This is a genomic window from Virgisporangium aurantiacum, assembly GCF_016863635.1.
Classification (GTDB): Bacteria; Actinomycetota; Actinomycetes; order Mycobacteriales; family Micromonosporaceae; genus Virgisporangium; species Virgisporangium aurantiacum.
On record NZ_BOPG01000140.1, the window covers coordinates 1 to 13759 of the forward strand.

Consider the following 13759-nt stretch of genomic DNA (forward strand, 5'->3'; position numbering starts at 1 on the left):
ACTGGCCAGTGCCCTCTACCTCGAAAAGCCGGAGGACCGCGACAGCTACGAACGGGTCTTCGACCAGCTGGGTGAGGTGGCGGAGTCACCGGACTGCAGCGCCGAGAGCCTCACCAAGCTGCTGTACGAGATCGACTCCCGGTGACCACGCCGGTGCCGGGCGGACCAAGGCTGATCCGGGCGGGCCGCCCCGCGGACCCGTCGTCGGCCCGCCGACGCGTACGGACCCTGCGGTGACGGCAACGGCCGACACCGCAACGGCCGACACCGCAACGGCCGACACCGCAACGGCCGACACGACGGGCGCGGACCGCCCGGATCAGCCTGTGTGGTGGGCGATGACGACGGCCCAGCCCGACCGGCGGGGGCGGTTCGGCACACCGCCTGGCCTGGGCCGGGTCAGCGGTGTACACGATAAGGCCAATTACCGTGTGCGTGGGCGGATGGTGGCATCGGGGTTGACAGCGGCACCTGAAGTGATCCAGTCGTGCACGACCGCGACGACGGCCTCCACCCGCCGGATCGTCCTCGCTGTTGCGGAAGAACCTCGTACGGCAAGGGCTTGAGGTTCAGGCTGCGGCTCATCGAGGGCGGCCCGCAAGACCTCAACAGCGCGGTCTCGGGAAGTTTTGTACCGGCCGGAGCAGGGATAGTTACTGTGCTGGCGGATGGCCGGGTCAAGAACCTCTCCGCCTGTAGGTTCGAGGTTGTCCGGATCCTCGACCATCCCGCCCTCGTCAACCTCGGGATCACCAATCGGCCATCCGATGGGATCGGTGAGGCGATAAAGACTTCGCCACCGAAGACTTCGCCGGCGAAGTTCCTGAGGCTCAAGCAATTTGGCAAGACGCAGCCGCGCCTTCATGCCGAAGAACACCGGGAAGATCCTGCCGTACAGCGGAGTGAGCTGCGTGCCAAAGGTGAGCAGGAACACCCGTCGCTGATCCGCTTTCGGCAATTGGAGAACGGTCGCAATCGCAAGGACGGCCCCGTGACTGTGACCTGCCAGAACGAACTGGTCTTCCTTCGCGCCACAAATCCGGGTAACCAGTTGGGGGATGGCCCGCTCCCCGTAGCAGGGCGGAGCGAAGGGGTGAGCGCCGCGGGGCCAGAACGTCGTCACATCCCATACGGTTCCGATCGTGCGGCGCAGGCCGGCCGACCGGTAGGCGGCGCCCACCAGCGCAGCTAACCCAAGTACGAGGAGGGCAGCGAGCGCGCTGCCCGTATCGGTCAGCCATTTCACGATCGCGAACCTAAGGCCAGGCCCGAACCACTGGTCGGCCCACTGGACCGGGCTGTCGCCGGTCCATGCCGCGAGCGTACCCAGCGCTGCGAGAACGGCGACCGTCGCGGCGATAACGCCGACGTAGCCAAGTCCCTGCTCTTCGACAAGCATGTGGATCGCCCGCCACCGGGCGACTTCCCACGCGCGGCGCCGCTCATGCGTCCTGACGATCTCTTCGCCGTCCGCCGCCCGGACCTGTAAGTACTCTTTCCCACGCCGCCACCGCAGCGTCAGCCATCCAACCACCACGACGGCCAGCAAGATCCCCATGAACACGGACAGACCCAGCGCGCTCCACTGCAACGGCAGCGGCACCTCGACCCGACTCGCTGAACTGCTGACCGTGGCCGCACCGTTGAGCCAGTCCGCGACCCAGAACAGAACCGCGGCCGAGTACAGCGAGGCGGCTGCCCAACCAAAGCCGCCCAGCACGGCCGCGGACATGCCACCCCACGCCGAGTTCTTATTATCGTCGCGGGACCGACCAACAAACCCGATTGCAGGCAGGAGCAATACGACGATCGCCAACTGGCTCGCGAACAGCCACCAAATCGCTGTTGCTAACCCTGGCAGCGGGCCGGCGAGGTCGCTAGCGGTCTCCTGATCCGGATGGTCATCCGCGAACGTCCGGTCCGGGACGAGATAGGCAACCGCTAACGCTGCACCGAGCAGTGCGAGCCAGAACGCCGCCGTAACCCACGCGCCGTAGCGCGGAACCGGTTGGTTGACGGCAGCCCGTTCGCGGATCTCCGCTCTGCAAAGTGTGATGAGCACCAGAGCCAGGGATGCCGCGAGCGTGCCCAGCGCAGGCAGGTCGAGCCGTGTCGCCCAGCCCTGTGCGTCCTTGGACAACATGTCTCCCGTGTCCACGCGATGCCCCGCGAGCAATGCCATCCCGCCCACGGCGATCAGGGCGGCCGCTGCGTGCAGGGCGCCCAGGCGACGCACCTGGCCGTCGCCGGACCAGAACGATGCGTGCTGCAGCGGGGAGGCTCCGCCTGGGGCGTCCGGTGGTCTGGACGCCGGCACAGTCGCTTCGTAGGCGAACGAGCGCCTGGCAAGCAACCACAGCAACAACAGGACGACAATCGGCGCAAGTGCGCCGACAGCAACGGGTCGCAGCCCGTGTGACAGGAATCCGCTTTGAAGGAAGGTCGTGCCCGGAACCGCCCGTGGGCAACCATCACGGCACTGCCAACCCACCTGATCCATGCCAACTCCGGCGACCGCCATCATCATCGTCATCGTGAGACCGATCGCGAATAGCCGGACGAGAAATGCCTCGGCGTGATCGGCCCATCTCCGGGCGCGGACCGGACCGGCCCACAGCGCGACATTGGCCAGCGCGAACGGGAACAGCAACGCCCAGCCGGCCCGCAGCACGTCCTTCTTCGCTTGTTGGCCGGACGTCAATTGGCCCCAGCTGTACGCTTCCGTGAGGACGGGCGCTCCGTCGGGCTCTGAAGCGCGCCGGTAGAAGCCGGTCTGTTCGTCGCCGAAATGCAATCGGATCATCGGGATCTCACGATCCGAATCACTCAGCATCTTCTCCGGTGGGGTGTTCGACACACCGTGGATACGCAACTCGATGAACTGACCCATGAGGTGTCACCACGCCTGAGCCTGGGCCGGTCGATCCGACCACGGCCACGTGGTAAGCAGCGTGCCCTTCCAGGGTGGCTGATCGTGGTCAGCCGTCCATGATCCGACGGAATAGTCGGCCAGCTTCTGGACCGCTCCGACGTCACACTCGCATGTGAGTCGCATCAAGAGGATGCGTGCGTGACTGTCGAATCTGGGGGTGTGCATGCCATGAGCACTGAAGACGGTCGGGTTGCGGCTCTCGAATCCTTCAAGGACTGGAGTAACTACCTCCTAGTCACAACGGTAGCGGCGGCCGGGTGGATCGCGTCTGACAACGTCACGTTTTGGTCCACTCCACTCAAGAGCGCGGCGCTGTGGTCGCTTGGGGTATCGATCGTATTCGGAATACTTGCCTTGGCACTGGTACCCCTGGTTGCACAGCAGATGCAAGATTCCGATCAGTCGATATACCACGTCCGCGTGTGCTTCAAGATCTTCACCAGGCAGTGTCACGCATATCTGACCCAGGCGTGCAGGCCGCAGCACGTCACGTTCATCGTAGGGATAGCATTCTTCTGCCTCGGTACGGTCCAGTGGCCGTGGCTGGGACTTCTGATCGGCGCGATCGCGGCCGCCTTTGGATGGTTCTCAAAACCGACCAAGACGGAACGGAACGAACCGCCAACATCGAGTTGACCAATTCACCCACCGACAAGCTATTCGAAATTCCACCCGGTCCGGTTGGCCGCCCCCACCGTCACCGCGAAAAGGGGCCGGATGCCGCTGAACTAAGTCACCTCAGCCGCGGCTTACGCAGCACCCGTGAACTCGCTCGGCGCACCTTTCTGAACGCTGGGCCGCCGGGAGATCACACCGCGGGTGCAGTCCTCTCGCGCTGGCTGAGACGCGTATGTCCGGACTCTGTCGGCGGGTGCCATTCCTCCGCGACGACTCTGGCCAGCGCGCCGAGCCCGACATAAAGCGTCACCGCGGAGGAGAACGTCGCGCTCGGCGTGTTATCGACCCGGTGAATGTCGTCGAGCGCCCAGCCAGCGCCCCGTCAGCCCGCCGCGCTGGTCGATTCCGACCTCTGCGCGAAGCAGTCTTGCAGATTGCCTGCGAGTGTGGACATTTCGGTGAGGTGGTGGTCTCGTTCCTGCAAGTCCCGAGAGTCGCGGACGCGCCAGGAAATGAACTGGTCGTACATGTCGCGTATCTGCGTCGTCCCATAGAGATCGACCCGCGCTCTGAGCGCGTGCTCGGCATCAGATAGAACCGGCCGCCCACCGGCCTCCGTTTGAGGCGGGTCGTTCACCTCCTGCCAGACCCTCTGGACATCCAGTCGCACGCTCGTCAACAGGTCGAGGTACAGGCTGGTCCGCTGCTCGCGAGTGAACCGGAGGCGCTCCTGTCTCAGTGCCAGCCGGAAGCCGAGCGTGGTAGCGACGAGCGTGAACACCGAGGGCACGGCAATTGCCAGGATGTCCTTGCCCACCTGACCAGCGTAGGGGCTCCGGAGCGATCCAGATCGATACCCACCCCAGTGGTCGCCAGAAGCTCATCGTTGTCGAACAACTCGGTGTTGCCGGTAGATCTCAATCCCAGTAGAGCGCCTCGCCATACGTGAATCTCGGCGCAAACCGGTCCATTGCCTGGCGAAATGTATGGGGTGGACTGATGTCGGCGCGCTCAGCGCGGATTATTTGCTCAAGGTAGTCGGCGACGTGGTACCGAACTTCGTCCGCCACCGGTGCGTCGGGCGGCGGTCTACGCTGCCTCAATAGCCCAAGTATCCCCTGGCAGGGTTCCGTCAGGTACGTCAGCGCATCAGCAAACCAGCCGTATCCAGGGGTGGTACCGCCCCATACTTCGGCGTCCAGATACCCGGGAGTGGCGTGATAAAGGACCTCGCGGGGAGCGTATACGAACGAGCCGAATCGCCGGAAATCCACCGCAGCCCACAGGACCGCCCTTGCGTGGTCGTTGGCCTGCTCGTAGCGGCGGATCAGCTCCGGCGCTCCGGCTAGGTACTGTGTGACCCGCCCGCCGCCATGGTCGATGGCATAGCGCAGGCGTGGATCGGCGGCGACTTGGTCGCGTGACCAGATGAGTTCCCGGTCGCTGAACCGGGCCGGAACGGTGATGTCGAGGCCGCGGCCGAGTAGTGCCCGGGCGGCCGGATGTTCGGTCGAGTGCGGATCCGTCAGGGTGCGCCAGTAGTCCGGCCACATCGACCCGAGCACGAGAACCGGTCCGGCAGCGACGTCGTGGAGCAGGTTCTGCAGGGCGGTGGCCACCCGGGCGCCGACACCGGGCGGTAGCAGGTACATCTGGGCCTCGTTGAGCCAGATCACCGTGTGCGGCGCGACCCGACTACCGGTGAGAGCGTCGACCACGGCGTCGGGGCGTTCCGGGGTCAGCGGGTGCCACACCCGCCAGGATGGTAGAACGGCGCGGACCGCTTCCCAACAGGCCCGTGTCTTGCCGGTGGAGGAGCCACCGACCAGCATGATCACCCGCGACCCGTTCCTCGCCCGACCGAGTTCCGCGCGGAGCCGCTCGTCGTGGGCGCGGGGTAGGTACGGCGGCAGCGCCGGCAGTTGGTCCTGGCCGGCGATGGTGACGGTCTGGTGGACCTCGAACGCCAATGCGGCCGCGTCGTCCAGCTCGCCGATCACCCACCCCAACGGCTCTGCGTCGGCTGCCGGGTTGTCAGGTGGGCGGGTTGCTGACCGTCGCCGGCCATGATCCCGACGCTTCTCCGCCTGTGCCCGCGCCCGCAGGTCACGCCACCACGAATCCGGCCGGCGCGGATGGTTGGGCGCGGCCCCTTGGAGGTAAGCGACCAGAAAGCGCAGCGCGGCAGGGTCGCTCGGCACGCTCTTACCGTTGAGCCAGTCACTGATCGTCGCGTCGTTCAGCTTGATCGGCGGCTGCTGCCGGCCGGCCTGGCGGACCAGCGTCGCCAAGGTCGGCTCGCCAGCCGCACGATGCAGCGAGCGCAGTTCGCCGGCGAGCATCTCCGCCGCCGCAGTCATCGTGACCCGGTCACAGTTCCGGCGCGGGGTTCCGGACCGGACACGAACCCGCTATCGCGCGGTGTGACCTGGGCATCTTGGCAGAGTAGCCGACCGCCGGGTCGCCGGAAACCGGCCGGACAACCAGAAACAACGGCACCAACCCGACACCCGGAAGGTGCCCACCATGAACCAGTTGTCCGCACTCATCCACGACGGCGCCTTCGCCACCGGCGCCGCGACCCTCCTCTACAGCACTACCGTCAGCATCACCGCCCTTGTCGTGACCCTGGCCGCGATCAACACCGCCGCCACGCCGCCCGTCACGTCCTCGCCCTTCTCCTGCGCCGCCCACCGATATGATCAACGCAGGCGAACTCATAACAGTCGAACAACTCGTCATTGCCGGTAGATGGACCGCTGCCCTCTGGTTCATCTTGAAACTCCCGCAGATTTGACGCACTCGGCAAGCTCGGACGAGCCTATTTTGGCGGAGGGCCGGGGCATAGCGTCCGCCATGCCGCGGAATGACTCGTCGTTGCGGCGTCACGATCGGCCACCAGCGGGTTCTGTCCGCAGCTGACGCGTTGTTGCGACACCGCAGTGAGCGTCGTCCCGTCCGCACCGACGCCAGTCACTGTCCGCCGCTGGCTTCTCGCACGAGACCTGATGCGCATAGGTCAACCGGGACGAGTCCATGGCTGGCGCCGGTTTCTCGGCGTGCGACTTGCGCGCACCGAGGATGCGAGCGTCAATCGCTGCGTGACCGATCCCAGCAACGAGCCCGCGATCCCGCCCGAACACGACCGCACATCGGTGGCCGATCGGGCCGGATCGAGACACGACGACGCCGGCCCGTCCGATGTCACCGCTCGCTCGGGGGATGTCGACGGCCTCTTCACCTTCCTGCGGTGGATGGAGTCCACCGCGGAGCGGTGGGAGGTTCCGCGGGGCAGCGTCGAGGATGTCCGCAGCGCCTGGCGGGCCGTATGCGGGCGGCTGGCCACACCTGTCGACAGCCCGGTGGCCGATATCGACATCGACCTGCTGTGCGAACGGTGCGTCCAGGCCGGCCTTCGACAGGCGACCGTCGACTCGTACCGGATCCGGATGCTCACCGGCCGGGACTGGTACCTGAACTGGCTCGCCGGTCGCCCCCGGTGGTGGCGCCGACGGAATGCCCGCCGCTACGCCCGACCCACGGCCCCGGCGACCCCCGCTGCCGCCCCCGACCGGTCGACCATTGACATCCCGCTCCGTCCGGGCGTCGTCGTCACCGTGTACCTACCCGTGGACCTGCGTCCGGCCGAGGCCGACATCGTCCACGCGGTGCTCCTGAACATGATCGGATGAAAGACGTCCGGGACTGATACCGCCGGCGGCCGGCCGGGGCGACGCCCCCGGTCGCGTGCCTGGACACCGCCGGGCACGGGACCGTGGACAGGAGTCCGGCTGTGGCCGGCCACGATACTCACGACCCCAAATTGCGCACTCGGCCGCGGCGGCCAGCGCGACAGCCAGGCAACGGACCGCTGGCCGGCCAGCCCGGCCGCGCACGATAACAGTCCTTACCGTGCGCGAACTCTCAGACCCTCAAAAAGCGGACCCGGGACAACCTCCAGCCGGCATGTTCCGGTACGGCGGGGAAGCCGGACCGGCCGGCGCCGCGCTTCCTGGATCACACGGACGTGGGGTGCGTTACCGAGGATCTCCGGATCGTGAGTCGGTTCGACGCAGAGAGTGCAGGAACGCGTTGTTCCACAGCTCGGGGTGATGGCTGACGATGAGATCGACCGCCCGGTTCGGGGCGTCCACAAGAAAGGCATCGAACTCGCTTCGAGGTACCTCTGCCGTCTGCGCCGTGTAGCTCGTGCGGATCCACACGGTGCCGTCCTTCGTGTTGTCTTCCGTGTTGTCTTCCGTCGAGAAGAACAGGACGTCCTGGGTGTCCGTCGTCTCGACCCTGCTGACACCGTCGGCATCGAGCTGCTTCTCAGCCAGGTCCAGCATCAGGATGAACTCGACGATGGGGAGCCCCGGCGTCTTGAGCGAAAGGTCGACGCTGTTCACCTTCCAGGTGACGTCGACCAGGAAGAACCAGGACGTCAGATCGTCTTTCGAGAGCGTGTCGAGGTCGACGAGCCTGCCGGTGTACGACTCCGCCGGCCACCCGGTCTTCAGCCACGACCTGTCCTCGGCTCGAGGAGTGAAGTTGATCTCGATCATCTGAGCACCTCAATAGATCCACACTGGCATGGCCGTTTTGACGTTGCCGAATTCGTCGAATGCGACCCGCAGGCCGTTCTGTCCGTCGAGACCCACCTGCATGTTGCCGAAGTCGAACTCTTTGTAGAAGCCGCCACGAGCGTCTCCTGCCGCACGGTCGACCGTGCGCCCGTGTTCCATTGTCCGTCTGATCATCCATTCCAGCTGCGTCTTGGTCATGCCTTGCCTGAACACGTTACCGACTGCGCCAGCCTGGTGATAGGCGCCGCCGTATCGGTGCTGTTTCCAGATGTGCTTGAGTGCGTTGGCTGAGACGAAGCACGGACCCGTGTTGTGCACTAGTACCGGCGTGCGGCCGGCGAGTACGTAGTAGGTGGGAACCTCGGCGACGGCAAAGTTGTGGACCGTCACGACGACTACCCGGCGGACAAGTGCCGTTACCTGGACTGGGGTACCGGTGTCTGTGAGCAGCCGTTGCCGGGGCTGCAGGTCGCCCGCGTCTACCCAGGTTCCGGTGTCCGATGCCCAGAACGGGTGCGTGTCCGTGGCCGTCAGCAGGGCGGTGGCTTCGCCGGCATCACCGTCGACGTCGACGGTGATGCCGATCAGCGTCTTGGTGCCCGCGCTGGTGGTGGTGGCGGTGACTTCCTTCGGTCCGGTCGTTCCGGCCTCGGGGTCGGTGGCGAGCACCACGTCCCCGACGACGACGTCTTCGATGGATTTGGTGGTTCCGTCTGCGAGCTTCACCAACGTGCCGGGTACGAAGCTGCTCATCCGGCACGCTGCTCCGGCTGTCTTCAGCAGCGCTATGCCGAATTTGCCGCCGGCTTTGAGTTTGTTGATGGGGACGAGGCCGATGGCTGTCCAGACGCAGCCGCTTGCTTTTCCGCCGGCGCATTCTTTGGCGTCGGTGTAACCGATGATGTCGAGGAGCATCTGGTTACCCGCCGCCATCTCGGCTTGGCGCATCTCCTCGCAGATATCGGGGTAATTGGCGCAGAACGTGAGGACGAAAACTTCTTGCTGCTGGGAGGGGTTGAGTTCGTCGAAGCTCTTGTTCTTGTCCCACTTGACCCGGCCGCCGGGTGCGAAGCACATCGAGTTGCCGGTCTCGCAACCGTATTTCTTGATGATCTCTTCGGGGGTGACACCTTTCCCGCCGCCGCCACTGTTCCCCCCGGAGTCGCCGGCCCCGCATCCTCCCCGGTGCCAGCAGTCGCGGAGGTTGCCCCACGAGTTCTGGAGCTGCCCTTGGAAAATGTCGTCGTCGGGTCCGCCGCAGACTTCGAGGCAGAGCAGGCCGCTGGGGTCGCTGTTGGTGACGGGGTTGCTGTTGGCGTAGGCGTAGCCGTTCCACTGGGTGGGGTCGGCGAGGTCCATGACGGGGTCGACGGAGATGAACCGGCCAGTGTTGGGTTCGTACTCTCGGGCGCCGAGGTGGGTCAGGCCGGTGTTGTCGGCGGTGCCGTCGAGGAAACCCCGGGTCGTCGGCCAGGCGGGCAGGGCTCCGCGCGGGTTGCCGAAAGGGTCGGTCCGGCGGCGGGTCATCGCCAGGGTGGTCGGGTCGATGGAGACCTGCCCGGTGCTGTGGTGGTCCGTGCCGAGCCAGGTGAAGCCGGCGATGGTGCTGCGGATGGCGACGCCGTAGTAGCGGGTGCAGCTGACGCCGGTGGTGGTGCGGCGCAGTTCGTGGTCGCCGAGGTAGAGGGTGGTGACGGAGCCGGGTTCGAAGCCGAGGAGGCGTTCGCCGTCGGCGGTGTAGAGGTAGCTGGTCTCGCCGTTGGCGTCGGTGACGGTGGCCAAATGGCCTTCTTGGTCCCAGATCAGGGTTTGGCCGGGTTTGCCGGCGAGGTTGCGGGTGGTGGTGTTGCCGGCCTGGTCGTAGCCGTAGCTGTCGGTGCCGGTGGACGGGCCGGTGATGGCGACGTTCTGCACGGCGTGCGGACGCACCGCGTTGGTTCCGGAGGTGGGGTAGGTGTAGGTGCGGGTGGTGTTGCTGCCGGGGGTGTGGACGGTTTCCTGGGTGCGGTTGCCGATGCTGTTGTAGCGGTAGCTGGTCCAGTACGGGTCGGGGCCGCCTACCGCTGCCTGGGTCGGCGTGGTCTGGCAGGACGCTGTGGTGGTCCAGGCCTCGGTCAGTTGCCGGAGCCGGTCGTAGGTGAAGCACTGCCGGGAGACGAATGTTTCGTCTGCGCCGGCGTTTTCCCGGATGCCGATGACGTTTCCGGCTTGGTCGTGGTCGTACGTCTCGGTCAGTTGCGGGACGAACGTTCCGGAGTTGGTCTGACTTTCCAGCGAGACCCGGTTGGTGCGGAGCCGGCCGGTGGCCGGGTCCCAGTAGGTTTCGAGCCGGACGCGTTTGGTGCCGGTGCCGAGCGTGCGCAGCTGGACTTGGCCGTGGCCGTTGTAGGTGGTGTTGGAGACGTAGGTGTCCTGGCCGGCGGCGGTCAGGGCGTAGCCGGCGTCGTCGTAGCCGAAGGTCACCGTCTCGGCCGGCAGCGATCCGGCCGCGGGGTAGGTCTTGGTGGCGACGGACCCGTCGGGTTTGTAGGTGGTGCTGGCCGTCCATGGACCGGCGAGGGTGCCCATCGTGGCGGGCAGCCGGGTGGTGACGCCCAGCGGCCGGTAGGCGTCGTCGAATCCGGTGACCTCTTGCCGGTAGGCCGCGTTGTTGTGCCAGCGGATCGTGGTGGTGAGCTGGCCTTTGACGGTGCCGCCGGTGGCGAGGGTGTCGTAAACCCATTCCGCGCGTTTGGTCCCGCTGCCGACGGCACCTTCCCACAGGGAGGTTTTGCGGCCGAGGGTGTCGTAGCCGTAGGCGAGGGTGACCTGGCGGGCGTCTTTGGTGGTCAGCAGGTCCCCGGCCGCGTTGTAGGTCATGGTGGTGGTGCCCTTGTCCGGGTCCACCGTCTGTGTGATCCGGCCGCCCAGGTCGTAGCTGGTGGTCCAGGTGTTGTTGGCCGGGTCCTTCGTTTCGGTGACGTGGCCGAGCCGGTCGTAGGTGTAGGTGGTGGTCTGGTAGGCGCTGGTGGTGTCCGGGCCGAGGTGCTGCCGCAGTTCCCGGGTCCGGCCGAGGGCGTCGACGATGGTGGTGGTCGGGATGCCCCCGGCGGGTGGGGTGACCATGGTGCGGTCGCCGCCGTAGCTGGTGGCCGTCTGCCATTGTTTGACGTCGCTGGACCAGAACTCGTCGGTCTTGACCCGGCCGAGCAGGTCGTAGGTGTAGCGGCTCTGGGTATCGACGAATGAGTCGTTGAACTGCAGCAGCGTGGCCGCCGGCTCGCCCGAGTTGTAGAGCGACGAGGTGACCGCGGTCTGGCCGTAGGCGTCGTACCTGGTGTCGGTGATCAGGCGTCCGCCGAGTCCCCGCGGAGCCGGCTGCTGGGTCTGCCGCGGTCGCATCCGCCCGTCGAACAGGTCGTAGGAGACGATCTGGTTGCCGTTCGGGCCGATCTTCTTTGTCGTCACGCTGGTGGCGACGGTGCTGGAGGGCGCGTAGACGTACTCGATGCTTGGGGTGCCGGACGTGCCCTGGCCGGGCAGCCACACTGTCACCAGCCGGCCGAGTGCGTCGTAGCGGACCGTGGCTGTCCTGCCGTTGGGGTCCGTCACTACCACTGGTTCACCGACACCCGGATTCATGGCGGTGACGGTGGCGTGGCCGAGCGGGTTCGTCGTCGTGGTCTGCAGCAGCGGCCCACCCGTTGCCGGCGTGTAGGCGGTGGTGCTGGTCTGGCCGCGGGCGTCCTTGCTCGACGTGGGTCGGCCCTGGGTGTCGTAGCCGGCCTCGGTGGTCGCCCAAACGTTCGGGCCGGTCGACACCAGCGTGTCCATCCTGGTCGGCAACCCCTTTGTGGGGGCGGCGCCGAGGGTGGTGGTGCCGTCGTAGTACGTCCGGGTGTCGCTCAGCAGCGGTTCGGCGTTTGCGCATTGCGGGCCGCCGCGGGTGTAGACCCGGGACGGGAATCTCAGCAGATAATCAGTGGTGTTGTAGGCGTACTCGGTGCCGGTGCAGGTTTCGTCGCCGTTGACGGCCTCGTCGCCGAACTGTTTGACCGAGTTCGGCTGCCCGTACTGGTCGTAGCCCTCTTCGGTGCGGGTCCACCGGTAGGTGTTCGGGGCGATCTGGGTCCGGGCTCGGGTAACTCCCGGTCGGTGCCGCCATACATCGTTCGGGAAGATCCCGCCCAAGCCGGTGAAGGTGGGCTCGATGATCGTCGAGGTCGGGATCTCGGCGTCGTCGAGGACGGTACGTTCCCGGACAGTTCCGGCCAGGAAGTTGTAGTCGGGAACAGTGCCCTGGGAGTCGGTGATCGACGCGGCTCGCGAACTGCCGCCGGGTCCGCGGTCGTCGTTCATTCCGCGGTAGAACAACGCCCGGGTGGTCTGGTACGGGCCGCCGTCAGGCCCATGGCTGGTCTCGACGACGGGGTAGCCGCGCCACTGCGACCACGACCTGCGCTCGGCCGGGATGATGTCGTTGGTGTCATAGGCCCACAGGGCGGCGACGTTGGATCCCCAGCCGGCGTAGTCGTATCGCCAGGTCTCGGCCGGGCCGCCACCGGTCTCATCCCATTCCACGACGGTGTCGACGAGGTTCTTGTGGAACCAGACCCAGTTGCCGTTGTAGTGCTGGGGCCAGCACGCCATCACGTTGTCCTCGGTCGACGGGTAGGCCGGGTTCGCCGCCGTCGCCGAACAGTTCGGCTGCTTGTACCACACATCGGTGCGCCCGCCGACGCCGTTGTAGATCTGGTTGATCCGCCAATGCATCAACGGAACGGCCCCACCGGCGTTGTCGCCCCACGACACCCGGTTGTTCGTCTTCTGCCCACCGAAGCTGACCACCGGGGCGACCACCGGGCCACCGGAGATACCGGGGCCGCTCGCCTGCCCTGTGTGCGTGATCGTGTCCAGCCACAGGTCCGGGGTGGTGTCATCCTTCGGATTTTCCGGGGTCCCGAACGGCGCCACATGGTCACCGTTGGACGGGTACGAGTACGTGAACGCGTACTGGTCGACCGGCGTGTACGCACCCGTTGCGGTGTTCCACACCTCACTACGGACCGAGTCGAGCTTGAGCGGCGTCCAGAACGACGGCGAATAGTGCCCACACTGGTTCGCCGGCAGGGTTTCAGCGCAGAACAGGTCCCACGGCGTGTCCGGCCAGTTCTCCGGGTGCTGATAACACAGCTGGTCCTCCGGGCACCGCGCCGACGCGGCGAACGACACCCGCATCGGCGCCGGCGACGACCACTCCTGCCCGACCCGGGTGCCGTACTCCACCCGGGCCAACGTCGTGGTAAGCACGTACCTCGCGTCGCCGTGGGTACCGAGCAACCCGCCGTAGGAACCCACGTACGGCTCGTAGAAGTACGTCATCGAATTCCCGCGCGGGTCGACGACGTAGTCCAGATTCCACCGGTACGCCTCGTAGCACCGGTTCTGATAGAGCGACGTCGAGCGCCAGCACGGCTCCCACGGATTGTTGGAATACACCGGCGCCCACTGCGCCGACCACGTCCACTTCGACTGATCCAGCCGGTCAGAGCCCATGTTGTAGCCGCGACCGAAGTAGTACTGCACCCCATCCAGGTCGGTGACCCGCCAATGGTCGCCCGACGTGGTGTTGTTACCGCCGACC

The 13759-nt window shown here is 66.3% G+C and carries 8 protein-coding genes; 3 read left to right on the forward strand and 5 right to left on the reverse strand.

The window, feature by feature from the left end; all coding sequences use genetic code 11:
* Window positions 1–424: 424 nt before the first annotated feature.
* The gene (locus Vau01_RS62095) at window positions 425–2890 is read right to left on the reverse strand and encodes a hypothetical protein (protein WP_204014813.1); all 2466 of its coding nucleotides are present in this window, start codon (window positions 2888–2890) and stop codon (window positions 425–427) included.
* Between the two features lie 210 nt (window positions 2891–3100).
* Between Vau01_RS62095 and Vau01_RS62100 the strand changes: the two genes are divergently transcribed.
* On the forward strand, window positions 3101–3568 hold the full coding sequence (locus Vau01_RS62100; RefSeq protein WP_204014816.1) for a hypothetical protein: 468 nt from the start codon (window positions 3101–3103) through the stop codon (window positions 3566–3568).
* A 364-nt stretch (window positions 3569–3932) separates the two neighbouring features.
* On the opposite strand, the gene Vau01_RS62105 is transcribed toward Vau01_RS62100, so the two are convergent.
* The gene (locus Vau01_RS62105; protein ID WP_204014819.1) at window positions 3933–4367 is read right to left on the reverse strand and encodes a hypothetical protein; all 435 of its coding nucleotides are present in this window, start codon (window positions 4365–4367) and stop codon (window positions 3933–3935) included.
* Between the two features lie 100 nt (window positions 4368–4467).
* Window positions 4468–5910: a hypothetical protein gene (locus Vau01_RS62110; protein ID WP_204014822.1), complete on the reverse strand. Its 1443-nt coding sequence runs from the start codon at window positions 5908–5910 to the stop codon at window positions 4468–4470.
* A 166-nt stretch (window positions 5911–6076) separates the two neighbouring features.
* On the opposite strand from Vau01_RS62110, the gene Vau01_RS62115 reads away from it, so the two are divergent.
* Entirely contained in the window at window positions 6077–6301 is a 225-nt protein-coding gene (locus Vau01_RS62115) for a hypothetical protein (protein WP_204014825.1), read from the forward strand.
* Window positions 6302–6651: 350 nt separating this feature from the next.
* The gene (locus Vau01_RS62120; protein WP_204014828.1) at window positions 6652–7242 is read left to right on the forward strand and encodes a hypothetical protein; all 591 of its coding nucleotides are present in this window, start codon (window positions 6652–6654) and stop codon (window positions 7240–7242) included.
* A gap of 345 nt (window positions 7243–7587) precedes the next feature.
* Here the strand turns inward: Vau01_RS62120 and Vau01_RS62125 are convergent, their stop codons facing one another.
* Both Vau01_RS62125 and Vau01_RS62130 read right to left on the reverse strand, forming a co-directional pair.
* Window positions 7588–8115 (reverse strand): hypothetical protein, encoded by a 528-nt coding sequence (locus Vau01_RS62125; RefSeq protein ID WP_204014831.1) that lies wholly within the window; start codon window positions 8113–8115, stop codon window positions 7588–7590.
* A gap of 9 nt (window positions 8116–8124) precedes the next feature.
* Window positions 8125–13701: a polymorphic toxin-type HINT domain-containing protein gene (locus Vau01_RS62130; RefSeq protein ID WP_204014834.1), complete on the reverse strand. Its 5577-nt coding sequence runs from the start codon at window positions 13699–13701 to the stop codon at window positions 8125–8127.
* Window positions 13702–13759: the final 58 nt, after the last annotated feature.